Raw genomic sequence first — 24,428 nt, forward strand, 5'->3', positions numbered from 1 at the left:
GAGGTCACCGGCGGTCGCCGGCGGTCACCGGGAGGGGCGGCTGCGCAGGTAGGCCAACACGGCCAGGACCCGGCGGTGGGTGTCCTCGGCCGGCGGCAGGTCGAGCTTGGTGAAGATGGAGCCGATGTGCTTGCCCACGGTCGCCTCGGAGACGACCAGGCGGCGGGCGATGGCGCCGTTGGAATGCCCTTCTGCGATCAGGGCCAGCACCTCCAGTTCCCGGGGGGTCAGGGCCTGCAGCGGGTCGCGGCGGCGGCGCAGCAGCCGGCGGATCACCTCCGGGTCCACCACCGTGCCGCCCGCCAGGATGCGCCGCAGCGCGGCGGCGAACTCGGCCACGTCGGTGACCCGGTCCTTGAGCAGGTAGCCCACCCGCCGGCCGTCCCCCGAATCCAGCAGATCGGCCGCGTAGCTCAGCTCCACGTACTGGCTGAGCGCCACGACGGCCAGGGACGGGTCGGCGCGGCGGAGCTCGACGGCGGCCCGCAGACCCTCGTCGGTGTGCCCCGGCGGCATCCGGATGTCGGTGATCACCAGGTCGGGCGAGTGCTCGGCGACGGCGTCGAGCAGGGCCGGGGCGTCGCCCACGGCGGCGACCACCTCGAAACCGAACCGCTCCAGCAGACCGGCGAGCCCCTCGCGCAGCAGCACGCCGTCCTCGGCGAGCACTACCCGCTCAGGTCGCATGGCAGCTCCACACGCACCACGGTCGGCCCGCCCACCGGGCTCGACAACAGCATTCTGCCGCCGACCGCCGCCACCCGGTCCGCCAGTCCGATCAGGCCGGTCCCGGCGTCCGGGTCGGCCCCGCCGGCGCCGTCGTCGGCGACCTCGACGGTCAGCAGACCGTCCCGCCAGGAGACGGTCACGAAGGCCTGCTCCGCGCCCCGTGCCGGGCGGCGTTGGTGAGCGCCTCCGACACCACGAAGTAGGCGGTGCTCTCCACCGGCGGGGGCGGCCTGCCGGGCAGCTCGGCGTGCACGGTCACCGGCAGCGCGGCCCGGTCGGCCAGCTCCTCCAGCGCCGCCGCCAGCCCCCGGTCGGTCAGCACCCGGGGATGGATGCCGCGGATCAGCTCCCGCAGCTCCCGCATCAGCTCCTGGGCCTGCCGGTGGGCGTCCTGCACCCGCTCGGCGGCCGGCGAGTCCGGCGGCAGGTCCAGCAGCGCCATGCCGAGCTGCAGGGTCAGCCCCAGCAGCCGCTGCTGGGCGCCGTCGTGCAGGTCGCGTTCGATCCGGCGGCGCTCGGCCTCGAAGGCGTCCACCAGCCGGGCCCGCGACCGGGACACCTCCATCAGCTCGGCCCGCAGCCGCTGGTCGGGCCGCCCCTCCAGCAGCCGCCGCGCCAGCGCGCCGTGCGCCGCGGCCAGCAGCACCAGCAGATACCCCATGAGGGGCACCGCCGCCAGCCCCGCCAGCGCGTACGGCAGCGCCTCCCGCACCGTGTCGACCGTGGCGACGCCGACGGCGACCGGACCCCCGACCCCCAGCACCAGCAGCGGCCCGGCCAGCAACGAGACCACCAGCAGCAGCGCCAGCCCGACCGCGCCGTACACCGGCGGCACCGAGACGGCCAGCAGGCAGGCGTATCCGAACTCCCGCCAGGTGGCCGCCTCGGCGTAGCGGGTGCGCAGCCACGCCGCGAGCCCCGGTGCCGGCGGAGCGGCGTGCGCCGACCGCACGGGACGGACGTCGACCAGGTGCAGCCGCCGCCGCTCCAGCTCGGCCAGCGGCATCGCCACCAGCGGCCCGAACGCCGCCAGCGCCGCGCCCCCGCAGACGACCAGCGGCCCCGCCACGGTGAGCGGCCGGCCCACGGCCAGCGCCCACGGGGAGGCCAGCACCGCCAGCGGCACCGCCGCCAGCAGGGCCACCGGCACGCCGCTCGCCAGGAAGGCCGCCGAACGCCACGGCCACGGGCCGAGCAGCAGCCGCCACCCGACCGCCTCCCATGCCGTCCTCGGCTCCTCGCCCGCCACACCGGCACGGTAGTCCGGCCCGCCCGTCCGCGCGGTAGGGCTGGCCATACCTCGGAATCGGTGGACCGGCATGATGTGCGCCGCCCCTCCCCGCCGGTGCAATTCCAGACATGACCAACGGCACCGCTTCGACCGCGCCCGCCGCCGGCGCCGGGCGGCCTCGGCCCGGCTCCGCCCGCGGCGCGGGGGCACGCATCACCGGGGGGAGGTCGTGATGGGCGCGGTGGCGCTGTACGGGGTGATCAAGGAGTACGGGACGGGCGGCGCCCGGGTGCGGGCGCTGAACGAGGTGTCCCTGGAGTGCCCGCAGGGCTCGTGGACCGCCGTCATGGGGCCGTCCGGCTCGGGCAAGTCCACGCTGCTGCACTGCGCGGCGGGGCTGGACAGGGTGACGGCGGGACGGGTCCACTTGGCCGGACGGGACATCACCCACGCCGCGGACGGCGCGCTGACCGCGCTGCGCCGCCGCACCGTCGGCTTCGTCTTCCAGAACTTCAACCTGATCGGCTCGCTGACCGCCGAGCAGAACGTGGCGCTGCCGCTCAAGCTGGCCGGCGTCCGGGTGCCCAAGCGGGAGGTGCGGGCCGTGCTCGCCCGGGTGGGCCTGGAGGACCGGCTGCGGCACCGCCCCCGGGAGCTGTCCGGCGGCCAGCAGCAGCGGGTGGCGATCGCCCGCGCCATGGTCACCCGCCCGGCGGTGCTGTTCGCCGACGAGCCGACCGGGGCGCTGGACTCCGCCTCGGCCCGCACGGTGCTCGACCTGCTGCGCGCCATGGTGGACGAGACCGGCCAGACCATCGTCATGGTCACCCACGACCCGCTGGCGGCGGCCCGCGCCGACGCGGTGGTGTTCCTGCGGGACGGCCGGATCGTCGACCGGCTGATCCGCCCGTCGGCCCGCCAGGTGGCCGACCGGCTCGCCCTGCTGGAGGGCGAGCCGTGCTGAGCCTGTCGTGGGGGACGCTGCGGGACCGCCGGTGGCTGTTCGCCGGGGCGCTCGCGGCGGTGACGCTGGGGGTGGCGCTCGTCCAGTCGTCCCTGCTGACGCTGGTCGCCACCGGGGAGCCGCAGATCCCGCCCGGGGCGTCCGGACGGGAGGCCGAGCAGATCAGCGAAGGGTACGTCGGGGCGGCGACGCTGCTGGGGATGACGGTGCTGCTGGCGGCGTTCCTGGCCGTCTTCATCGTCGGCTCCACGTTCGCCTTCACCGTGGCGCAGCGGCGCCGGGACCTGGCGCTGCTGCGGCTGGTCGGCGGCAGCCGCCTGCAGCTGATCCGCCTGCTGCTGACGGAGGCGCTGCTGCTGGGGCTGGCCGGCACGGTGCTGGGCGTGCTGCTGGGGCTGCCGGCGATGTGGGCGCAGGCCTGGCTGCTGGTGCGGCTGGACTTCCTGCCCGAGAGCTTCACCGTCGGCTGGTCGGTCAAGGTGCTGCCGGTGTCGGCGGCGGTCGGGCTCGGCGTGTCGGTCTGCGGGGTGCTGGCCGCCTCGCTGCGAGCGGCCCGGCTGCGTCCGCTGGACGCGGTGCGCGACATCGGGCCCGCCGCGCGGGTGATGACGGCGGGACGCTGGCTGGTGGGGATCTCGTTCCTGGCCCTGGCGGTGCCGTTGGTGGTGGCGGGGCAGTCGGCGGACTTCCTGGGCGCCCTGCTGATCGCCATGGCGGTCTCGATGCTGGGGGCGGTGGCGTTCAGCATGCTCAGCCCGCTGCTGGTGCCGCCCGCCGGCTGGGTGCTGGGGCTGGCGCTGCGCAGGGTCGGCGTGCTGGGCGAGCTGGCCGAGGCGAACCTGCGGGAGGGGACCCGGCGCAGCGCCTCCATGGCGGCGCCGCTGATCGTGCTGGTCGCCCTGACCGCCGGCTTCTCCGGCACGCTGGACTCGCTGGCCGAGGCCACCGGCGTGGAGGTCCGGCGGCTGACGGCCGGTGACCTGGTGGTGGAGTCCACGGGCGCCCAGGCCGCCCGGCTGTCGGAGATCCCCGGCGTGGCGGTCGCCTCCACCAGGCTGTCGGTGGAGATCTCCATACGCGCCGAGCACCGCGAGGAGGGCCGGACCTGGCGGCACACCTACTATTCGGGGATCGTCGCGATCGACCCCGACGCCTACCGGCGGACCCAGCGGCTGCGCCCGGCCTCCGGCTCCCTGGACCGGCTGCGCGGCGCCACGATCGCCATCGGCCCCGGACTGTCCGATGAGCCGATCCGCCGCAAGCCCCCGGTGGTCGCCCGCATCGGCGACCGGCGGGTGCGGCTGCGGATCGTCGCGGTGATGCCGGCGGTGCTGGAGAACGGCGCCGACACCTTCCTGGTGCCGCGCGAGCTGATCCCCGACGAGCTGGCCGCCCGTTCCCCGGCCGAGACGATCGTCCAGGTGGCCCCGGGCGCGTCCGTGCGGGAGGTGGCCGACCGCATCCGCGCCGCGGGCCTGGGCACGGTGCGCACCGTCTCCGAATGGGCCGACGCCCGGGTGGCCGCCCAGACCCGCGGCAACCGGGACATCATGCTGGTGCTGCTGGGGATGTCCGGCCTGTACGCCGCGATCGCCGTGGTCAACGCCCTGGTGATGGCCGGCGCCGAACGCCGCGTCGAGTTCGCCGTGGCCCGGCTGACCGGCCTGAGCCGCGGCCAGGTGATCCGGGCGGCCCTGGTGGAGTCGTGCGCGGTCGTCGCCATCGGGCTGCTGCTCGGCGGGCTGGTGGCCGCCGCCGCCCTCAGCGGCCTGCAGGTCATCGCCGTCCCCTGGACCCTGCTGCTCCTGCTGGCTCTCGGAGCGTTCCTGGTCGGCGGGGCGACGACCGTGCTGACCGCCTGGTGGGCGACCCGGCCGGCGCCGGTCGCGCTGGCCAGCGCCCGCGAGTGAGCCCTGCGGCGCTCCCGCGCCGCGGGGCTCAGTCCTGGGGGAAGGAGTAGTACAGGTAGTCGGCGTAGAACGAGCCGAAGTGGTCGGGCCACTTCCGCCGCAGCGACTCCACCCACTCCTGCTCGCCGCCGTTCAACGCCGCCTCCGCCCGCTTCACCGAGAGCTCGATGTCGCCGGGGAGGCGGGCGACCCCCTGGGCGGGATCGTCCTCGTGAAGCGCGAAGATCTCGCCGGGCTCCAGCAGGAAGTAGCGGGCCTTCTGCTTCTCCAGGTGCTCGACGGTGCGGGTCACCATCTCCTCGAACGCCGGACGGTCGGGGACCTCGCCCTCGCCCACCACGCGCAACAGGCCGGTGAGCAGATCCGCGCCGGGGCGGTAGTCGCCGGCCACGCAGAGCGGGCCGTTCCAGATCATCGAGGGGACGACGGTCGTCCCGTACCCCACCAGCAGCTCGTGAGCCAGCGGGATGTCCCAGTTGTGCTCGGAGATGCACCGGATCGACTGGGGGTTGTCCTTCTCCGTCGGCAGGGAGTCTGCGGAGTACAGATAGGAGCGGTTCGCCATGCGGCCGACCCTAGGGACGCGGACCGACAAAATCGTCCCGCCGGAATCGCCGCATCCGGCTCACCCCCTCGGGCCGGCCCCGGCGGATGCGCCGGGGCCGCCGTTCGCGCCCTCGGAGGAGCCGCCGAGGACGCCTGCTGAGGAGCCGTCGAGGAGCGGGACGGCGGGGCACGGCCGCGACGGGCGGCGCCCGCCCGGGCGTCACGGTCCCGGGCGTCAGGGCGTCCGCGCCCCGGGACGTCAGGGCGTGTGCACGCCGGGGCGGGGCGTCCCCTCCGGCCCGGCGTGCCGAGGCGGGCGGCCCCACGGCGGGGCGGGGGCGTGCGGAGGGGCGTCCACGGGCACGTTGAACACGTCGAAGAGGGCGTTCTCGATCAGCTCGACCACGGCCGCGACGCCGGCCAGGTAACCCGGGCGCGCGCGGTCGCCGGCGCCGTGCCCGGCGATGCGCTCGTCGGCGTGCTCGTCGAGGCGCCGGCGCAGATCGGTGATCTCCCGTTCGATGCGCCGCAGCGTCAGGACGCAGGTGCCGTGCTCGCGGTGGGCGCGACGCAGGATCTCCCGCAGCGCCTCCTCACGGGTCATGACGTCACCGCCACGAGCCCCAGCCGGGCCAGCCCGCGCCGGAACCAGCCGCCCTGGGGCGCCGGGCGCCGGGCGTCCCGCCTGCCGGGCGGCCGGGAGGCCGACGACGCGGAACGGGCGGGCGTCGGCCGCCGCGTCGCCTCGGGCCGGGCCGTCGGGCGGGAGGGCGCGGGCTCGCGGGGCGCCGTGAGGCGGAGGACCGCCGGTTCCGTCGAGCCGTGGAGACGGGGCGGCGTGGCGGGCGGTGTGGAGGGCGCGGTGGCACGCGGCATCGGGGGTTGCACAGCGGTCCGCCGTGCCACCGCGCCAAAGGCCCCGCCCGGCCGACAGGGCTGCTCCGTCCCGGCCGGGCGGGGAGCATGGGGGATCATGCGCCGGTAGTGGTCGGCCAGCATCTCCGACAGCGCCGCCGCGGTGGGCGCCTGGAACAGGCCGGACGCGCCCGAGGGAGCGGCCAGCCACCGGCCGGAGTGGACGCCGTACCAGGGTGCGGCGTCCGGGTACAGGGCGCGGAGTGCGGCCTCTTCGCGTTCCCGTCGCCGCTCGGACGCGGGATCGGTGTGCCGAACGGGCAGAGGCCACGGCGGTGGGGTCGTTAGGCTGGTGCGCAAGTCAGGAAACCTCGCTTCCTGGCGAGGCACCGGGGCCCGACGCTGCACCGTCGGCCGGGGCCGCTTTTTGTTTTCGGCTGCGGACACCTGTCGGCTCCCACCGTAGAGCCATGACGTCGATACGTCTAGACGTAGCAATATAATTGCGTCCGGACGTGGGTACGTAGCGTCGCGACCGTGGCCGACTACACACCCGCCTACGTCAAGGTCGCCGCGGCGATCCGCGAGGCCATCCTCTCCGGGGAGCTGGAGCCTGGGCAGGCCATCCCGTCCGAGGCCCAGCTCATCCAGCAGTACGGCGTGGCTCGCGAGACGGTGCGCCGGGCGATGGCGATGCTGCGTGGTGAAGGTCTGATCATCACCGAGCACGCTCGTGGCTCCTACGTTCGGAACGTGCCCGAGAAGCGTGAAGTGGTGATCCGCTCGACTGCTGTGGTGACGTCGAGGATGCCGACCGTCGACGAACGGGAGCGGTGGGATCTGCCGGAGGGGGTGCCGGTGCTGGTGGTTGAGCAGGATGAGCGGACCGAGATGTATCCAGCGGATCGCGTCCGGCTACGGGTCCTTGGCCGGGAACAGGAGTAGACCCGCTTCCAGGTGCTCACCTGAAACGGGCTTCCCGACACCTTCGGAACGATCTGTCGCTGTCCTGATACATAGCGTACTGTTGGGTCAGTGCCCCCGGATGAGGGTAGCGGCATGGAGCGTCGTGCGCTGTCACAGCTACTGACCGTATTTGGGGCTGGGACTGCGATCTCGTCTGCAGCCCGTGAAGGGATCTTCGCCGGGGGCAAGAACACGCTGGGTGACCTGCTCGATCTGGACGAGTGGGAACGCACGGTCCACGAGTACGGGCAGCTGCTCACAGTTCGCCCCGCCGGTGCTTTGACCAAGGACCTGGCCGCGGACCTGCTCGCCGTCGGTGAGCTGCTCAAACGGAAGATGGCCGAGTCCGAGCGGCGGCGGATGCTGCGGGTGAGCGCCAGACTGTCGGCGTGCTTGGCGATCGACCTGGAGGCGCCGGTGACATCCGTGCCGTGCGTACCACCTGGGCCACCGCCAAGCATGCCGCCGACGTCTCCGGGGACGCCGCCCTGCGCGTGTGGGTGCGCGGCCGGGTGGCCCAAGAGGCAGCTGGACCGGACGCCCGGCGAGCGCCATCACCGTTTTGGCCGACGAGGGCATCGTCATCGCAAGCGGGGCGCCGTCGGCGGGGTTGGCCCGCGCTCACGCTGTACGCGCCTATGCCGCGGCCGTCCAGGGCGACGTTGTTGGAGTCCGCGCCTGCCTTGCGGAGGTCGAGCGGATTTTCGAGCGGTTTCCTGGCGCTGGTGGGGAACGAACGGTCTTCGCCTTCCAGGAGACCCATTTGCGCTGGTCAAAGTCCTACGCCAGGTCCTGGTCGGCGACGGTCGAGCACGGGAGACGGTGGCGCGCGCCCTTTCCCTGTATCCAGCCGAGGCGCAGAGCGCTCGCTCGAACCTGACACTCATGGACGCGGCTGCCCTGATTCGGGCGCGGGAAGTGGAAGCGGGACTACAGCAGGCCCTCACCGTTGTGGAGAAGCACCCGGACGCCGCGACCGCCGCCAGGAAGGTCCTGGTAGGGCAGATCCTACGGACATTGCCAGAACAGGCCCGCCAGATGCCCGCCGCTCGTGAGCTGCGTGCGTTGGCATCTCCAGATGAATCGTTTTAGCCGTAGGAGGCTTTGTACCGAGTCACTCCAGCATAGCCCAGCAACGATAGGTGTCTCGATCTGAGTGAAAAGAGCCCTTTTTTCGTGGAGAGGCAGGTCTAGGTGGGTGAGCTATTCCGAACCGCAGGGGCCATTGCGATCCCCTCCTCGGATCGAGGAAGACTCATCTATAGAGGAATAAATAAGCGGCCCTTTGGTGGCGTTCAGGATTCAGTGTTGATAGTGATGGGACTGGGTTGAGCATGGGTCTTCCTATAGGGTCTAGTATCCGTAGCGGGTGTCTTTGGTTAAATTAGTGACTGCCAAATATTCCGACCTGGGATGCCTGTAACGGTGGAGCTTGAGATTGTACAAATTAGACTGTGATGCCGATCCTCTTTCATCTGTCGCTCGTGGATGATAAGTTGTACTCGTTCAGTACCGTGCGCCGGAGGTGCAAGAGGGCGGTCGGTCGACATCAAAGGTGCGGTCTCCGGGAGGCAGCAAATAGTGGTGAAGCGTACAACCATCGAGTGGACTGAAGTGACCTGGAACCCCACAACCGGCTGCGACCGCATCTCGGCAGGATGTGACAACTGCTATGCCTTGACGCTGGCTAAACGCCTTAAGGCAATGGGGTCGGATAAGTACAAAAATGATGGTGATCCCAGGACGTCGGGGCCGGGTTTTGGGCTGACTATTCATGCCGATGTTTTGGGTCAGCCTTACAGTTGGCGCACGCCTCGGCTGGTGTTCGTCAACTCGATGAGTGACCTGTTCCATGCTCGCGTGCCGCTAGACTTCATCCGCCAGGTATTTGAAGTCATTGCCGACACTCCACAACACACCTACCAGATACTCACCAAGCGGTCCACGCGGTTGCGGAAGATTGCTGATCGACTCACTTGGCCGGAGAACCTATGGATGGGAGTTTCAGTAGAGAATGCCCAAGCATTGTTCCGTGTCGATGATCTGCGGGAAGTTCCCGCTCGTGTTCGATTCCTCTCATGTGAGCCACTGCTAGGTCCGTTGGGCGACCTTGATTTGACAGGAATAGGATGGGTCATAGCCGGAGGTGAATCTGGTCCAGGCCATCGCCCACTAGACCCTCAGTGGGTTCTCGATATCCGAGACAAATGTGTACGCTCTGGCGTGCCGTTCTTCTTCAAGCAGTGGGGTGGGCGTACTCCTAAGGAAGGCGGCCGAGAGCTAGAAGGCAAGCTCTGGAGCCAGATGCCGGAAGTGATCGAGGTCCGCTAGCTAATAAGGGAGCCCGATTACTTGCTCCCGGAGTCGAGGGGCATCCTTTATTACGGCAAGCTCGTTGTTCTTCTTAAGTTCTCGCAGGACGCGATAAACAGTCGACTCAGTCGCTGTGCCGTAGGCGTCACCGAAGATCTCGGCGGTCTTCGTTACAACTTTGAACGAGCCGAGTTCTTGAAGTAGGCGCTTTATGTTCTCTGTGACGATCTTCTGTGCTTGGCGTTCCTGGTTCCTAATGATCGACTTAAAAGCTTCTTCCAGTGGAAACAAGACGTTGTCAGTCACGGGATCGTCTTCCAGGCGCCCCAGATGTTGTAGCCACTTCACCTTCGCCTTTCCGATTGCATCTCCGAAAACCCAAAGTCCGTAAGGGCTGCGAGTGAAGAAGACCATGTGGTAAATCGGCTGATGGTGCAAACGCTTACGTACAGGCGCCAAGGCGCTGTACATACCCGTTGCTTCTGCCAGCCGACGGGCATACTCAGTGACGATGGCATCGGCGACCTCTTGGAAGCTCTGAGTGGTTGAGGAGCGTCTCACCTCGATTGCTAGGTCCCGCCACCAGGTGCCACCGCAGGTCTGGTCCATCACCCTTTGTCCCGTGTGGCCTTTCTCCAAGGCTCCAGCGACACGGCGCGACAGATCGGCGCTGAAATTCAGCAGTAGCTCGGTCTGCGGTCGTTCATGCCTGCGAGGTCCGCTAAGTACGGCTACCAGCTGTTCGAAGGGTAGAACTGCGCCACATGGATCCAAGAATAGAAATAGCGGAATCTGATCAGCGGCTCTGACCACCATATTCAGGTGATCTTGGACTGAGCCGTGCAGGGCATGGGCATCCAATCCTCGCGCAGTGTACTCCCTTACTACCCTTTGAAGGGATCGGAAGTGCTCAGGGTTTTTCTCTACAAAGAATGAGGTAACTCGCCGCGTTGCAGCCAGATCGAACGCTGCCTTCAGGATGAATTCCGCTGACCCTTCTCGGCCGTCCGGATAGCGACCACGTCCGGCAAAACCATCGAGGATGGCCACCTGATTTCCCTTTGACGTCTTGCCGAGCATCGATATGAATCGCTTGATGTACTGTCGCAAGATTTCATGTTTGAACACTGACTGCGCATGCTGATCATGATTGTCCAGTAGCCCTCCCGACGTACCTGTCGACATCCGCACCTCCACAAGTCCCAGACCCCCATTGGGATTTACGACGCACTGTTGCCGACAGTCAACCATCTCAGAATACGGTCAAGCCAGTATTGGTATATTTGACTGTCGGTTCTGGTAATAGCTGACTTGCTGAGCGGGAAGGTCGTCTAGATCTGGCGGCTCAGCTGTCCTAGCGGAGGTGAGACGGTGTCTCTTAATTGAAAGAGTGGTCAGAGTGTCGCTTGTGTTTGCATGCGAGCCGTTCAAGATTTGATCGTGTAGGTCGCAGGCTGGCTAACAGTCAGGTAGCTCAATCGTGAAACAGCAAAACTTTTGCTTGTTGCACGGCGCTCAGGAGTCATGATTTGTAGGGCCGAGGATCTGAGAGTGGTCGCTGCTGGATGGGCAGCATCTCTTCGGTCTGTGCGGCTAGAGCTAAGTACTGGCCAGCCGATCACGCTAGCTGACGCTCGGACCTGTGCGTTCGAGGCCTATGTCAAGCAGTGGGAGTCAGGTAAGGAAAATGTGTCCGGTCCGCGATATCGGGCTGCCTATGCCGAGGTATTCGGCGTTTCCGAAGATGAGCTGTTCAATGGCGGGATGTTGCCGAGTACCGTGAAGGACGGCGTCGATCCCGAGGATGCGGGGGACGACATGAGACGGCGTGCCGCTTTGCACCTGCTGGCCGCGCTCGGAGCCGGGGCCGCGATCCCGCCCGGCGTCCTCGAGGAAGTCCTCGGCGGGGTCGAAGACGCATTGGGCAATCCCCTGGATGTGGACGAGTGGGACCGCACCGTTCATGAGTACGGCCAGTTGCTCATGGTTCGTCCCGCCGGTGCTCTGATCAAGGACCTGACCGCCGATCTCGTGTCCGTCGGTGAGCTGCTCAAACGGAAGATGGCCGAGTCCGAGCGGCGGCGGATGCTGCGGGTGAGCGCCGGTCTGTCGGCGTGCCTGGCGATCGATCTGGGCGATGTGGGTGAGGTGCGTGCCGCACGTACCACCTGGGCCACCGCCAAGCGCGCGGCCGACGCCTCCGGGGACACAGCCCTGCGTGCGTGGGTACGCGGTCGGGCCGCCGAGGATGCGTGCTGGATAGGCCGTCCGGCGAGTGTCATTGACAGCCTGACGTCCGAAGCCGTCGCGATCGCGGGCGGAGCACCGTCCGCCGGTCTGGCCCGCGCGTATGCCGCACGTACCTATGCTGCGGTCGCTCGAGGTGACGTCGCCCAGGCTCGCAGCTCTCTGGCTGAGACTGAACGCGTGTTCGAAGCACTTCTCGGTCAGGATGGGCAGTCGGTGTTCGCCTTCCGGGAGACCCAGATGCGCTGGGCCGAGTCTTACGTGCACACCCTCGTAGGAGACAACCGCTCCCGGGAGACAGTGGCACGGGCCTTGGACCTCTATCCGCCTGCAGCGCACGGTCCTCGCTCGAACCTGGCGCTCATGGACGCGATCGCGCTCATCCGGGAACGGGAGATCGACGCCGGCCTGCAACGTGCCCTCACCACCCTGGAAGATCACCGGGACGCCACGACTGCCGGCAGAGCGGTACTGGTGGGGCACATCCTGCAGGCATTGCCACCCACGGCCCGCCAGCTGCCCGCCGCTCGCGAGCTGCGGGCGTTGACGTCCGCATGACCGTTGGACGGCGACGGGCAAGTGGGCAGGCGACGGGTACGTGGGCAAGAAGACGAGTCGGGCCGACCACTGGAAGGACCCGCACGCTCCGGAACCGACCCCGTGAACCGTCCGCGAGCGCGCTGGTGCGTGAGCGGCCGGGCGGGTGCTGTTGCTTCAGCGCGCCGACAACGGGCTGTGGACCATCCCCACGGGCGGGCTGAAGAAGGACGAGACCATCCGCGGGTGCGCCGTCCGCGAGTGCCGGGAGGAAACCGGCATCGAGATCACGGACCTGGGCGGAGTGTTCACCACCCCCGACCATGTGATCGAGTGCATCAAGGGCGGCAAGGTCACCGAGGTCCGCCGGCCGGTGAGCATCTCCTGCACGCCCGCTCGAACGGCGGGCGGCTCACCGTCACCGACGAGGCCGCCGCCGTGCGCTGGGTCGCTCCGGAAGACCTTGCCGAATACGACACCCATCCGGCGTTGCGCCGCCGCATCGACCACGGCCTGACCAGCACCGTTCCGCACGTCGGCTGATCGCCTGGATGGGAACGGCGGGGTCTGCCGGAGGAGATGTCGGCGCCGGTGGTCGAGTAGGAAGGCGGATTGAGAGGCGGCCGGCGGGCCGCATGGCGCCCGCTGCGAAGATCCAGATGGTGCCGGCCGTTCCGGCGGATGGATGAGACTGCGAGTCCCTCAGTGCTTGAGCATCATTCGGCGGATCAGGAGCTTCACCGCTCCAGGGTCAGGAGCGACCGTGCCGCAGGCAGCCGATGATCGGCACGGTCGGGTCTGCGCAGCTCGGCGGCGTCTATGCCAGGCTTTCGCTGCCGCTCACAAAGGACAGGGCGATTTCGATTGCGTTGCGAAGATGGTGGCGCGCATCCCCTGCGTCAGCTTTTTCGATCAGGATTGAGAGGAAGTCGGAGTCTGGATAGCCTCTGACGTTTTCGTCGTTCACCGCCCACACCTGAGACCAGATGGCGATCATCATCTCGTTGCAGGCCCGAGCCTCTCGCTGCCCATTCAGGGGATCGCCGGTGAACGTGTCACGTGCAGAGATTCCAAGGTGATGCCCCAGGGCTATCAGGAACGTCTCTTTGGAGTCCGAATTCAGGGCCTCTAGAAACTTGGTTCGGATGTTCATTGTCCCTATTCGTCAAGCTCGGGTCTTGCGGAAGGGGCGGCCTCGGTGATGCGGTCGGCACGGTAGGAGCGGCAGCCCGGCCGTCGCAGGTCGGCACTTCGTTTCAGGAGCCGCTCGAATCTCAGACGGGGCACCGATACGACCAGGGCTCACGGTGATGCGCTGCAGGGAGCACCGCCGAGGCCGAAAATGGCTCGTGGCGTCGGCGTTCCTGGGGCCACGGCAGGTCACAAGGGCAGCGGGGCGCAGGCGACCGCCCCGGCCCGGCGGAGCGATGTCACCGGAGCCGCGTCACAGTCGCCACAATTGTACGGCTCCGTGCCGGTCGCCGGCGGCCAAGGTCTCGCCGTCCTGACTGAACGCCACCGATATGACGCTGGCGTCATGTCTGACAAAGAGTATGCCGATCGGCTTGCGGGTGGCCATCTCCCAGAGCTGTATCGTGCCACTCTTATCGGCAGTGGCCAGGATTTTGCCGTCTCGGCTGAACGCCAGCATACAGACGTCATCGATGAGTTCGGCGAGGGGCGTGCCGCTCTGCTTGTGGGAGGTCACATCCCACAACCGCACGGTATTGTCCGCGCTGCCGGTGGCCAGGATCTCGCCGTCCGGGCTGAAGGACATCGCCATGAAGATTTCGGAGTGATCCGACCTTTCGGAGGGAGGCGGCGTGAAGGGATGACCGATCGGTCCATGGGCGGCCGTATCCCACAATTGCAGGGTGCCGTCCCAACTGCTGGAGGCCAAGATCCTGACGTCCGGGCTGAACGCCACCGCACTGACGGCTCCGGTGTGCGTGACGAAAGATGGGCCGAGAGGAGTGGGGTGGACTGTTGTGGTCCCGAGCCTGGCATCGGACGCGGGAAGGGCATAGCAGGAGAGCGGGAGGACGAGGGCGAGACCGGTGGCGCCCGCTCCCATCAGCACCCGCCGGCGGGTCAGGCGGCGCTGCAGCGCGGTGCCGGTGAGGGCGGATGTTCCAGGTGCTGGTTGTCGCCTCTCGTGTCCATGAGCGCCGGATGCAGGGGCGATCAGGCCGGTTTCGATGGCCTGCCGCATCGCCGCCACGCTCGGGGGACGCCGCCGAGGGTCCTTGGCCAGCGCGGTCGTCACGACCTCGTCCCAAAAGACGCCGCCTGCGGGTTCACCCGGGAGGGAGGGAGCGGGGTCTCGTGCAGGTGCCGAGAGGGCACCTCGGCGGGCGAGTCCCCGGTGAACGGCGGGCGGCCGGTGAGCATCTCATACAGCACGCACCCGAGCGAGTACAGGTCGAAGCGGGCGTCGGCGGGTCTGCCGTCGGCCTGCTCGGGCGACATGTAGGCCGGGGCGCCGAGCTGCGTTCCGGAGGCGGCGAGGCGGCCGGCGCTCTCCGAGACCAGCGCGGCGATCCCGAAGTCCATCACCTTCACCCGCACCTGCTCGCCGCTGCGGTGGAGCATGATGTCGGCGGGCTTGATGACACCGTGCGCCACCCCTGTCGGTGGCCGTGGGCCAAGGCGTCCAAGACCGCCACCGCGACCTGCCCTGTCTCGTCCTGGGTGAGCAGCCCCTGCCGCCACCACACCGCCGGCCCGGCCGACCGATCCTCGAGCAGGTGAAGAGCTCTGTGCAGCCCTTCGAGGACCCTTATCGGGCCTGCGGAGCGCGCAGTGGAGCGCGCTGCTCGCCGGAGGCGGGTGTGCCGGGCGGGGGCGCAGGGGCCGGTCTCCTCCGAGCGTCCCCGGGCCGTGAAGGTGAGCCCGCTCTTGATTCGGATTACGGCTTCCTGAGCAGGCCGCCGTACTCGAAGCGGTCCTTGCGGAGCTTGGAGGCCCCCTCGTAGGGCTTCAGCTCCTCGGGGACGGGCGCCAGCGGCGGCTGGTCGGGGTCGGGACGCCAGTTGTTGATGTCGACCAGGCCCGGCTCGACCGGCTCCAGCCCGTGCCCCAGCAGCAGAGCGTCGACCTCCTCGGGGCTGCGGGTCTGCCAGGGCACGCCGCCGGCGTTGGCGATCGCGTCCAGCTCGGCGCGCCGCTCGGGGGAATCGGTGCTCACCACCTGGGTGAAGGCCAGATAGCTGCCGGAGACCGCCCGGTCGATGTAGGTGTACAGGACGCGGTGGGGGTCGTCCTCGTCCTTGATGTGGTGGCCCACCGACAGGTACAGCACGGCCAGCGGCTCATCGAAGTCGATCAGGCGCTTGGTGTCGGGGTGCTCCAGGACGGCCTCGGGATCCCGCATGTCGGCGGTGATGACCACGGTGGAGCCGTCGCCGGCCAGCAGGGCGCGGGCATGGGCCAGCACGATCGGGTCGATGTCCACGTACAGCACCCGGGCGTCGGGGGCGAACTTCTGGGCGACCTGGTGGACGTTGTTCTCGGTGGGCAGGCCGCAGCCCAGGTCGATGAACTGGCGGATGCCGGCCTCGGCCGCCAGGTAGCGCACCACCCGGTACAAAAACAGCCGGTTCTCCCGCGCGGCGTCGACGATCTCGGGGCTGTAGTGGATGTTCTGCAGCGCGAACTGCCGGTCCACCTCGAAGTTGTCCTTGCCGCCCAGAGCCCAGTTGTACATCCGGGCCGAGGTCGGCTTGTCCGTGGGGATCTCGGTCGGGACGGTGCGCTCAGCGTCCAAGGTCTGCTCCCATGCTCCACGGGGATCCTGCACCGGGATCTCGGAATGATCAGACTATCGACACGAACCGGCACCGTGGGTGGTTTTCTTTCGCGTTTCGGACACCATCGGTGGGCAAGTCACCCCGTCCCGAAGGACGAAGGGGCGGCCTCCACGCCGCGGGACGCTCCGAGGCCGGCCCGGGCGGCACGAGAGCGGCGGCGGCCGTGGGCGGCTTGTTCGGAGGCGCCGATCCGATCGTCCGGGACTGCGGCAGGGGCGTCGCCGGCCGGTCCCCCCGGCCTGCCGCGGGGAATCGCCGGTGTCTCGTCGCCTCCGGACCCCTGGGCCGAGTTCAGGCTTCCGTCTGCCACAGCTTCACGGCCTTGTCCCGGCTCACGGTGGCGAGGGCGGTGCCGTCCGGACTGAATGCCGCCGAGATCACCCGGTGCCGGTGTCCCTCGAGGCGGAGCGGAGCAGGAGCGAGCCGTAGTCGACGCCGCCGGCGCGGCGGAGTGCCTCGGACGGGAGCGGAAGGGCGGGGGAGGACCCGTGGGAACCACCCGTGCCGGACGCGGTTGAAGGAGCCGGCGATGGGGCCGACGGGTTGGTCGTCGAGCCGCCGCGGTGGTCACCGCGGCGGCTCCTCCAGGACGCCCCGGGCGCGCAGGTGGTCGATGAGCAGGCGGCCGACGTGGCGGATGTGGGCGGACATGGCGGCGCGGGCGGCCTCGGCGTCGCGGGCGCGCAGGGCGGCCAGGACGGGCGCGTGGTCGCGGGCCGAGGCCTCGGTCCAGCCCTCGACGGTGCCGAAGAACCGCAGCGGCACATAGTGGACGGTCGACGTCAGCAGCGCGGTCAGCCGGTGCGAGCCGGAGGAGCGGTTGATCGTCCGGTGGATCTCGTGGTTGAGCCGGTCGACCAGTTCGGTGTCGCCGTCGCGGGCGGCCCGCTCCAGGCGGGCCTGGAGGTCCTCCAGCCGGTCGAGGTCCTCCTCCCGCAGCGCGGCGGCGGCGCGGGCGGCCAGCTCGCCGGCGAGGTGGGCCTGCACGTCGAACAGGTCGGCGACGTCGCGTTCGGTCAGCGGCAGCACCCGGAAGCCGCGGCGGGGCTCCCAGCGCACCGCGCCCTCGCTGTGCAGGATCATCAGCGCCTCCCGCACCGGGGTGGCGCTGACGCCCAGCTCGGCGGCCAGATGCTCGGTGCGGATGTAGGCGGGGGCGCGCAGCTCGCCGATCATGATGGCCTCGCGCACGTGCCCGGCGACCTGCTCGCTGAGCTGCCGGCCGTCCACGGCGGGGCGGCGCCGCGTCCCCACCGTCCCGGCGGCGGCCCGGGCGCCGTGCGGTCGCGGAGCGGCCTGCTCTCGGCCCGCCCTCGGCCCGGTCGGGCCGGACGGGGGAGGGGGTCCGCCGGAGTCTGTTGGCCTTGTGCCGGGCACCGTCCGTCCTCTCACCGACGCTTCGTCGATTCTGGACCGGCCGAGTCGCCGGTGAGCCCTGGAAAACGTGTGAATATTCTATAGAATCCAGAATTCTTCGAGGCGGTCCCACGCCTCGGAACCGCTCCGGACCTGGGGAGGGACGCCAGTGGCCGGTGAAGTGGCCGGTGAAGCGGTCGGTGAGACGAGCACGCCGGAGGGGCCGAGCGGGCTTCCGCTGGAGGGGATGCGGGTGATCGAGCTGTCCAGCTTCGTCGCCTCCCCGCTGGGCGGGATGACGCTGGCGCAGCTCGGGGCGGACGTGATCCGGGTCGACCAGATCGGCGGCGGTCCCGACATCGACCGCTGGCCGCTGGCCCCGTCCGGGCGCAGCCTGTACTGGGCCGGGCTCAACAAGGGCAAACGCTCGGTCACCGTGGACCTGCGGTCGGCTGAAGGACGCGGGCTCGTCGCCGACCTGATCGCCGCGAGCGGCATCGTCCTCACCAACGCGCCCCGCCGCGACGGGCTGACCTATGAGGAGCTGCGCGAGCGGCGGCCCGACCTGATCCACGTGCAGCTCATCGGCCGGCGCGGCGGCGGCAACGCCGTGGACTACACGGTGAACGCCGCCCTGGGCTTCCCGCTGGTCACCGGCCCAGAGGACCACGACGGCCCGGTCAACCACGTGCTGCCCGCCTGGGACGTGGCCTGCGGGCTGTACCTGGCGGTGGGGCTGCTGGCCGCCGAACGGCACCGGCTGCGCACCGGCGCCGGCCGGCGCCTCGAGGTCGCCCTCAGCGACGTGGCGCTGGCCACCGCCGGCAACCTCGGCTACCTGGCCGAGGCCCAGTTCGGCGAGCCCCGCCGGCGCATCGGCAACGACCTCTTCGGCGACTTCGGACGGGACTTCGCCACCGGCGACGGACGGCGCGTCCTGGTGGTGACGCTGACCGCCCGGCACTGGCGCGACCTGCTCGCCGCCACCGGCCTGGGCGAGGTCGCCGAGGCGCTGGAACGCGCCCTGGGCGCCGACTTCACCAAGGCCGCCGACCGCTACGCCTACCGGGAGGCCCTGTGCGGCGTCCTCGCCCCCTGGTTCGCCGCCCGCACCTGCGACCAGATCGCGAAGGCGTTCGAGGGCACCTCCGTGCTGTGGTCCCGCTACCGCGACTTCGCCGAGCTGGCGGCCGACGACGGCGCCGCGCTGCGCGCCGAGCCGCTGATGGGCGAGCTGGACCAGCCCGGCATCGGCCGCCACCTGGCGCCCGGCTCGCCCCTGGTGTTCGACGGCGTCCAGCGGCCCCCCGGCCCGGCGCCCCTGCTGGGCCAGCACACCGACGAGGTGCTGGGCGAGGTGCTGTCGCTGCCCGAGGACGCCCTGGCCGACCTGCGCGCCCGCCGCGTGATCGGGGAGCGGGAATGACCGGGGGACTCGCCGCGCACGTGGCCGGGTGGCACCCGGAGCCGCAGACGACGACCGACGAGCTGCCGCCCGGGCCGGCCGCGGCGCTGGCCGCGATGCTCGACCGCCCCGGCGACGCCCCCGCCGCCGGGGAGCCGCTGCCGCCGCTGTGGCACTGGCTGTACTTCCTGGAGTGGACGCCGCAGGCGGAGCTGGGGGCCGACGGGCATCCGGCGCACGGGCGCTTCCTGCCGCCGATCCCCGACCGCACCCGGATGTTCGCCGGCGGCAGGCTGCGGCTGCACGCCCCGCTGCGGGTGGGCCGCCCGGCCGAGCGCACCTCGACCCTCGCCGGGGTGAACGTCAAACAGGGCAGGTCGGGAGAACTGGTGTTCGTGACCGTCCGGCACGAGATCCGCCAGGACGGCGAGCCGCGGATCACCGACGAGCAGGACCTGGTGTACCGGGCGGGCGCGGCGCCCGCCCGGCACCAGGTGCAGGACGGGCCGGTCCCCTCCTCGCCGGCCCCCTGGCGGCTGCCGCTCGTGGCCGACCCGCCGCTGCTGTTCCGGTTCAGCGCGCTGACCGCCAACGCCCACCGCATCCACTACGACCTGCCGTACGCCCGGGACGTGGAGGGGTTCCCCGCGCTGGTGGTGCACGGCCCGCTGCTGGCCGTCCTGATGGCGGAGCTGCCGCGCCGCCACGCCCCCGACCGGCGGGTGACGGCCCTGACCTACCGGTTCCGCCGCCCGGTGTTCGCCGGGGAAGGGGTGCTGGTGACCGGCTCCCCGGACGGGAGGCTGGCCGTGATCGACGCCGCCGGGCTGGCCCGGGCGCAGGCGGAGGTGGAACTGTCGTGATCGACTACGAGCTGATCCCCGAGGAACGCGCGATCGTCGAGACCGTCCGGGAGTTCGTCGACCGCGAGGTCCGCCCGGTCGCCCGCGACCTGGAGCACGCCGACGCCTACCCCGAGGACCTCATCGAGCAGATGAAACGGCTGGGGATCTTCGGGCTGGCCGTCCCCGAGCCGTACGGGGAGACCAAGGTCTCCACCCCCTGCTTCGCCCTGGTCACCGAGGAGCTGGCCCGCGGCTGGATGAGCCTGGCCGGGGCGATGGGCGGCCACACCGTCGTCTCCGCGCTGATCCGCGACTTCGGCACCGAGGAGCAGAAAGAGCGCTATCTGCCGCGCATGGCCACCGGCGAGCTGCGCGCCGCGATGGCGCTGACCGAGCCCGGCGGCGGCTCCGACCTGCAGGCGATGCGGACGACGGCGCGGCCGGAGGGCGACCACTACGTCGTCAACGGCGCCAAGACCTGGATCACCAACGCCCGCCGCGCCGGGCTGATCGCCCTGCTGTGCAAGACCGACCCCTCCGCCCGGCCCGCCCACAAGGGCGTCAGCATCCTGCTGGTGGAGAAGGTCCCCGGCCTGACCGTCTCCCGCGACCTGCCCAAGCTCGGCTACAAGGGCGTCGAGAGCTGCGAGCTGACCTTCGACGACTGCCGCGTCCCCCGCGCCGCCCTGCTCGGCGGCGAAGAGGGGCGGGGGTTCGCGCAGATGATGAAGGGTCTGGAGATCGGCCGCATCCAGGTCGCCGCCCGCGCCACCGGGGTCGGCCGCGCCGCCTTCGACGACGCCTTCCGCTACGCCCGGCAGCGGGAGAGCTTCGGCAAGCCGATCTGGCAGCACCAGGCGATCGGCGGCTACCTGGCGGACATGGCCACCAAGCTGACCGCCGCCCGCCGTCTGCTGCTGCACGCCGCCGAACGCTACGACTCCGGCGCCCGCTGCGACATGGAGGCGGGGATGGCCAAGCTGTTCGCCTCCGAGACCGCCATGGAGATCGCCCTCAACGCCGTCCGCATCCACGGCGGCTACGGCTACTCCACCGAGTTCGACGTGGAACGCTACTTCCGCGACGCCCCGCTGATGATCATCGGTGAGGGCACCAACGAGATCCAGCGCAACGTCATCGTCAAACAGCTGATCAGCCGGGGCGGCCTGGTCTGACGCCGCCCGAGGCGGCCGGCGCTCCCTCCGCGGGAGAGCGCCGTCCCGCCCGAGGCGCCGGAGCGGATGACGGCGGGCGCCGGTGCAGGGGGACGCGGTCCTGACGAAGAGCCCGCCCCGCGCACGGGGAGGGGAGGACGATCCTGTCGGTGCGGGATGCCACGATGTCGGCGTGGTCGACGAGGACATCCCGGTATTCCCCGATTCCTGGCTGACGTCGTTGCATCCGCGGCGGGGCGGGGTGAGCGCGCCCCCCGTCACACTGGACGAGGACGCCGTCGCATGGGCCCGAGCGGTCTGCATCGAGCTCCAGGCCGACGTCGAGGAGGCGTTGAGGCACCCCGACAGTGACCCGGTCCTGACGGCCGCCCTGCGCCGGCGGCTGGACGGCGCGGCGGACCCGCTCGGGGCGGCCGTGCAGGCCCTGTTCCTGACCCGCAGGGGCCGGTGGTACGCCGCCTCGCGGGAGTGGACGCGGGTCGTGGACTGGTGGGTCGCCGAGCACGGCCTGCCGTTCGCCGCGCACGCCTGCGCGGAGACCTTCCGGCTCCAGGGCTCCGATCGCGGTGAGCCGATCCAGTGCCTGAAGTTCATCGCACCGGGCGAGGAGTTCCCCGCGCATCTGGGCCTGGAGTACGGCGCGGCCCGGGTGCGGAGGCTGCTCGCCGCGGCCGGAGAGGAGGAGCACCGGCGGGCGGTGGAGCGGCTGGCGGGGTGCCGGGAGCATCCCGCCCAGCGGATCGCCGTGTCGTTCCTGGTCCCGGACCAGCGGGCCTGGGTGGACGAGTGCTGCCAGGACCCTCCTGTGCACGAGCCGCTGGTGAAGATGCTGTGGTGCTCGCTGAGCTCGCCCGACCAGCTCGCCGACTTCCGGACCCGGGACCGGCTGGCGTGGTGGCGATACGACCTGGATCTGCTGATCACGGTCGCCGACGGGCTCAGGGCCGCCGCCGTCCCCCTCCTGACCGCCGCCGCGGAGGGGCACCTGGGGCCGGAGGCCTTCCAGAGGATCTTCGCGCTGCTCGCCGCGCTGCCCTGTGACGAGGCGATGGAGGCCCTGGTGGAGCGCCTGGGCCGCCCGTACGCCCACACCGCGCTCCGGCAGGCGGCGCTCAACCACCCGGTCCGGGCGATGCGGCTGCTGGCGCCCCGGCTGGCCCGGGCGCAGGCGTACCCGACGGGCGAGATGACGCCCGACGCCCATACGGTCGTCGCGGTACGGGACGTCCTGCTCACCTGCCTGCGGGAGCGGCCCGGGCTGGCGGGCGCCCTGCCCGAGCTGCCGGCCGCCGCCCGCGCGGTCGTGCGGACACTGGCCGCCGAGGCGGAACGGGCGCCCACGGCGCCGGTGGAGGAGCTGCCGCCGGTGCTGGCGGACCCGCCGTGGCGGTCGGCCGACCGGGGCGGGAGGCGCGCCGGGCGGAAGGCCGGCAGGGTCGCGAAGGTCGCCGGGTTGGAGCCGCCGGCGGAACGGCGGGTGGTGTGGGGGCCCGGCGAGCGCGAGGCATGGCATCTCACCGCGGGCACCAACCTCGACCTGGAGCCGGGGCTGCGCGCCGCCTCCGACGGGCCGCCGGCGGGCGCCCCGGAGCCGCCGTTCACCCCCGTCCGGCTGCTGCTGTGCCCGGCCGAGCAGGCCGGCCCGGCGCTGCGCGACTGGACGCCGGGCATGGAGGAGACCTGGGCGTTCTCGGACTGGGCCAAGTCGATGGTGGCGCGTTTCGAGGCCGATGCGCTGCCGATCGCGCTCAGCGCCGCGGAGCTGGGCCCGGACTTCCTGGAGGCCCTGCTGCCGCTGCGGAGCGCGGAGACGGCGCGGCTGATGGCCTCCCGGCTCACCAACGGCGTGCAAAAGAGCCGGCGCGTCGTGCTCGACTGGTTCGCCCGGCACGGGACCGAGGCGGTGCCGCTGCTGGTGCCGGACGCGGTCGGCGACGCCGAACCCAAGCTCCGCCGTCCCGCCCAGGCCGCGCTCCGGCTGCTGGCCTCCCGGCACGGGGACGAGGAGGTCGCCGCGGCGGCGCGGGTGCACGGCGAGGAGGCCGCGGAGGCGGTGCGGGCGCTGCTGGCGGCCGACCCGCTGGCACGCGGCAGGCAGCCGAAGATCCCGGAGTGGGCGGATCCGGCGTCGCTGCCGGACCTGCTGCTGCGCGATCGCCGCCGCGCCCTGCCCGAGCAGGCGGTGCGGGATCTGCTCATGATGTTGGCGAAGAGCCGCCCCGGCACCCTCCACCCCGGCCTCGCCCAGGTCGCGGAGGCGTGCGACCCGCGGTCGCTGGCCGAGTTCGGGTGGGCGCTGTTCCGCCGCTGGGAGGCCTCCGCGGCCCAGCCCACACACCGCTGGCCGGCGCCGCAGACGGGCCGGTGGGCGCTGCACCAGCTGGCGTGGAGCGGTGATGCGGAGATCGCCCGCCGCCTGGCCCTGGTGATCCACCGGTGGTCCCTGGAGGGGGAACAGGCGCTGGTGCTGAACGGGCTGGAGGTGTTGGCCGAGTTCGACACCGCCGAGGCCCTCACCCGGCTTCAGGTGCTGGGGCGCCGGCTGCGGAAGAAGACGTTCGTCCGGGCCGCCGAGAAGCACGCGGCGAAGGCCGCCGAACGGCTGGGCCTCGCCCCCGGGCAGGTCCCGGACGCACCGCCGCCCGATTTCGGTCTGGACGCCGACGGCACCCTGACCCTGGACTACGGCCCCCGCCGGTTCACGGTGGTGTTCGACTCCCGGCTCATCGCGCATGTGGTCGACCAGTCCGGGCGTCGTCGCAAGACGCTGCCCAAGCCCGCCGCCGGCGACGATCCCGAGCTGGCGGCCGAGGCCAGAGGTCGGCTGACGAAGCTGCGCAAGGAGACCGCCGCGTTCGCCGCCGAGCAGACCGGCCGGCTGGAGCGGGCGATGCGGGAGGGCCGCCGCTGGTCGGCGGAGGAGTTCGAGGCGTTCGTGCGGCACCCCCTGCTGTGGCACATCGCCGCCCGCCTGGTGTGGATCGTCGAGCCCCCGGCGGGGGAGACGGCCGGAGAGCCGGTGGCGTTCCGCCTGGCCGAGGACCGCACCCTCGCCGACGTGCACGACGAGCTGTACGAGCTGCCGCCGGACGCCCGGGTGGGGGTGTGCCACCCGGTGGAGCTGGGGCCGTCGCTGAAGGCGTGGCAGGAGGTGTTCGACGACTACCAGATCATCCAGCCGTTCCCCCAGCTGCACCGCACCGTCCACGCCCTCACCGACACCGAGCGCCGCACCGGGGTGCTCGACCGCTCCCGGTTCGGTCCCGACGTGCGGATCAGCGAGCCCAAGCTGTACGCCCGGGGCTGGACCAAGAACCACGGCACCGAGGACAACGCCCTGCGGCACCTGCCCGGCGGCCTGGTCCTCCTGCTCCACCTGACGGACCTGACCGTCCACCACGTGGACCTGAGGCCCCACCCCATCGAGGGGATCAAGCCCGGTTTCGGCCCCCTCGATCCCCTCACCGAGACCCTCCTCCTGGAGGACCTCCTCGAGGCGACCGCCGCCGACTGACCCCGGGCGGGCCTCGCTCCGCCGTC

The 24,428-nt window shown here is 70.9% G+C and carries 22 protein-coding genes; 10 read left to right on the plus strand and 12 right to left on the minus strand.

The window, feature by feature from the left end:
• Window positions 1-24: 24 nt before the first annotated feature.
• Genes EIO00_RS05050 through EIO00_RS05055 form a run of 3 tightly spaced genes read right to left on the minus strand, consistent with a single transcriptional unit; the run spans window position 25 to window position 1,978 of the window.
• A complete protein-coding gene (locus tag EIO00_RS05050) occupies window positions 25-687 on the minus strand; it encodes a response regulator (RefSeq protein WP_140175750.1) in 663 nt (220 codons plus the stop codon).
• Complete coding sequence (locus tag EIO00_RS25030; RefSeq protein ID WP_241661118.1) at window positions 669-869, minus strand: sensor histidine kinase; 201 nt, start codon at window positions 867-869, stop codon at window positions 669-671. The genes EIO00_RS05050 and EIO00_RS25030 overlap by 19 nt, the downstream gene beginning before the upstream one ends.
• A complete protein-coding gene (locus tag EIO00_RS05055; RefSeq protein WP_241661119.1) occupies window positions 866-1,978 on the minus strand; it encodes a sensor histidine kinase in 1,113 nt (370 codons plus the stop codon). The genes EIO00_RS25030 and EIO00_RS05055 overlap by 4 nt, the downstream gene beginning before the upstream one ends.
• 214 nt (window positions 1,979-2,192) lie before the next feature.
• Here EIO00_RS05055 and EIO00_RS05060 point away from each other — a divergent pair, with 214 nt between their 5' ends.
• Together EIO00_RS05060 and EIO00_RS05065 are read left to right on the plus strand one after the other, a co-directional pair.
• Window positions 2,193-2,924 carry an ABC transporter ATP-binding protein gene (locus EIO00_RS05060; RefSeq protein ID WP_175596134.1) on the plus strand — a complete coding sequence of 244 codons (732 nt, stop codon included), beginning with the start codon at window positions 2,193-2,195 and terminating at the stop codon, window positions 2,922-2,924.
• Window positions 2,918-4,834 (plus strand): FtsX-like permease family protein, encoded by a 1,917-nt coding sequence (locus EIO00_RS05065; RefSeq protein WP_140175752.1) that lies wholly within the window; start codon window positions 2,918-2,920, stop codon window positions 4,832-4,834. The genes EIO00_RS05060 and EIO00_RS05065 overlap by 7 nt, the downstream gene beginning before the upstream one ends.
• Window positions 4,835-4,862: 28 nt before the next feature.
• On the opposite strand, the gene EIO00_RS05070 is transcribed toward EIO00_RS05065, so the two are convergent.
• Window positions 4,863-5,399 carry a DUF7822 domain-containing protein gene (locus tag EIO00_RS05070; RefSeq protein WP_140175753.1) on the minus strand — a complete coding sequence of 179 codons (537 nt, stop codon included), beginning with the start codon at window positions 5,397-5,399 and terminating at the stop codon, window positions 4,863-4,865.
• Window positions 5,400-5,639: 240 nt separating this feature from the next.
• Window positions 5,640-5,984 carry a hypothetical protein gene (locus tag EIO00_RS05075; protein ID WP_140175754.1) on the minus strand — a complete coding sequence of 115 codons (345 nt, stop codon included), beginning with the start codon at window positions 5,982-5,984 and terminating at the stop codon, window positions 5,640-5,642.
• A gap of 788 nt (window positions 5,985-6,772) precedes the next feature.
• Here EIO00_RS05075 and EIO00_RS05080 point away from each other — a divergent pair.
• On the plus strand, window positions 6,773-7,180 hold the full coding sequence (locus EIO00_RS05080; RefSeq protein ID WP_140175755.1) for a GntR family transcriptional regulator: 408 nt from the start codon (window positions 6,773-6,775) through the stop codon (window positions 7,178-7,180).
• A 1,605-nt stretch (window positions 7,181-8,785) separates the two neighbouring features.
• Complete coding sequence (locus EIO00_RS05090) at window positions 8,786-9,532, plus strand: DUF5131 family protein (protein WP_206664036.1); 747 nt, start codon at window positions 8,786-8,788, stop codon at window positions 9,530-9,532.
• On the opposite strand, the gene tcmP is transcribed toward EIO00_RS05090, so the two are convergent.
• Complete coding sequence (gene tcmP / locus EIO00_RS05095) at window positions 9,533-10,699, minus strand: three-Cys-motif partner protein TcmP (RefSeq protein WP_161602652.1); 1,167 nt, start codon at window positions 10,697-10,699, stop codon at window positions 9,533-9,535.
• A gap of 504 nt (window positions 10,700-11,203) precedes the next feature.
• Between tcmP and EIO00_RS05100 the strand changes: the two genes are divergently transcribed.
• Entirely contained in the window at window positions 11,204-12,319 is a 1,116-nt protein-coding gene (locus tag EIO00_RS05100) for an XRE family transcriptional regulator (protein ID WP_241661120.1), read from the plus strand.
• A gap of 151 nt (window positions 12,320-12,470) precedes the next feature.
• The gene (locus EIO00_RS05105; RefSeq protein WP_241661121.1) at window positions 12,471-12,815 is read left to right on the plus strand and encodes an NUDIX hydrolase; all 345 of its coding nucleotides are present in this window, start codon (window positions 12,471-12,473) and stop codon (window positions 12,813-12,815) included.
• 300 nt (window positions 12,816-13,115) lie between these two features.
• Here EIO00_RS05105 and EIO00_RS05110 read toward each other — a convergent pair whose 3' ends face one another.
• The 6 genes from EIO00_RS05110 to EIO00_RS05130 form a co-directional block, all read right to left on the minus strand.
• Window positions 13,116-13,451 (minus strand): hypothetical protein, encoded by a 336-nt coding sequence (locus EIO00_RS05110; protein ID WP_140175758.1) that lies wholly within the window; start codon window positions 13,449-13,451, stop codon window positions 13,116-13,118.
• A 291-nt stretch (window positions 13,452-13,742) separates the two neighbouring features.
• Window positions 13,743-14,564 (minus strand): WD40 repeat domain-containing protein, encoded by an 822-nt coding sequence (locus EIO00_RS05115; RefSeq protein ID WP_140175759.1) that lies wholly within the window; start codon window positions 14,562-14,564, stop codon window positions 13,743-13,745.
• Entirely contained in the window at window positions 14,561-14,923 is a 363-nt protein-coding gene (locus EIO00_RS05120) for a protein kinase domain-containing protein (protein ID WP_140175760.1), read from the minus strand. Before EIO00_RS05120 ends, EIO00_RS05115 begins: the two co-directional genes overlap by 4 nt.
• Before the next feature lie 283 nt (window positions 14,924-15,206).
• A complete protein-coding gene (locus EIO00_RS05125) occupies window positions 15,207-16,064 on the minus strand; it encodes an SAM-dependent methyltransferase (protein ID WP_140175761.1) in 858 nt (285 codons plus the stop codon).
• A gap of 334 nt (window positions 16,065-16,398) precedes the next feature.
• Window positions 16,399-16,638: a WD40 repeat domain-containing protein gene (locus EIO00_RS25780; protein WP_338325907.1), complete on the minus strand. Its 240-nt coding sequence runs from the start codon at window positions 16,636-16,638 to the stop codon at window positions 16,399-16,401.
• A gap of 36 nt (window positions 16,639-16,674) precedes the next feature.
• Window positions 16,675-17,361 (minus strand): GntR family transcriptional regulator, encoded by a 687-nt coding sequence (locus tag EIO00_RS05130; protein WP_140175762.1) that lies wholly within the window; start codon window positions 17,359-17,361, stop codon window positions 16,675-16,677.
• Between the two features lie 271 nt (window positions 17,362-17,632).
• On the opposite strand from EIO00_RS05130, the gene EIO00_RS05135 reads away from it, so the two are divergent.
• The 4 genes from EIO00_RS05135 to EIO00_RS05150 all read left to right on the plus strand — a co-directional run bounded on the left by EIO00_RS05135 (window position 17,633) and on the right by EIO00_RS05150 (window position 24,402).
• Window positions 17,633-18,889, plus strand: a complete 1,257-nt coding sequence (locus tag EIO00_RS05135; RefSeq protein WP_241661122.1) for a CoA transferase — start codon at window positions 17,633-17,635, stop codon at window positions 18,887-18,889.
• Window positions 18,886-19,731, plus strand: coding sequence for an HTD2 family dehydratase (locus EIO00_RS05140; protein WP_140175763.1), 846 nt, complete (start codon window positions 18,886-18,888; stop codon window positions 19,729-19,731). Before EIO00_RS05135 ends, EIO00_RS05140 begins: the two co-directional genes overlap by 4 nt.
• Entirely contained in the window at window positions 19,728-20,888 is a 1,161-nt protein-coding gene (locus EIO00_RS05145) for an acyl-CoA dehydrogenase family protein (protein WP_140175764.1), read from the plus strand. The genes EIO00_RS05140 and EIO00_RS05145 overlap by 4 nt, the downstream gene beginning before the upstream one ends.
• A 172-nt stretch (window positions 20,889-21,060) precedes the next feature.
• On the plus strand, window positions 21,061-24,402 hold the full coding sequence (locus tag EIO00_RS05150; RefSeq protein ID WP_140175765.1) for a DUF4132 domain-containing protein: 3,342 nt from the start codon (window positions 21,061-21,063) through the stop codon (window positions 24,400-24,402).
• Window positions 24,403-24,428 lie beyond the last annotated feature (26 nt).

Origin of the sequence: Thermomonospora catenispora (assembly GCF_006363815.1) — a bacterium.
In the GTDB taxonomy this organism is placed as follows: domain Bacteria; phylum Actinomycetota; class Actinomycetes; order Streptosporangiales; family Streptosporangiaceae; genus Thermomonospora; species Thermomonospora catenispora.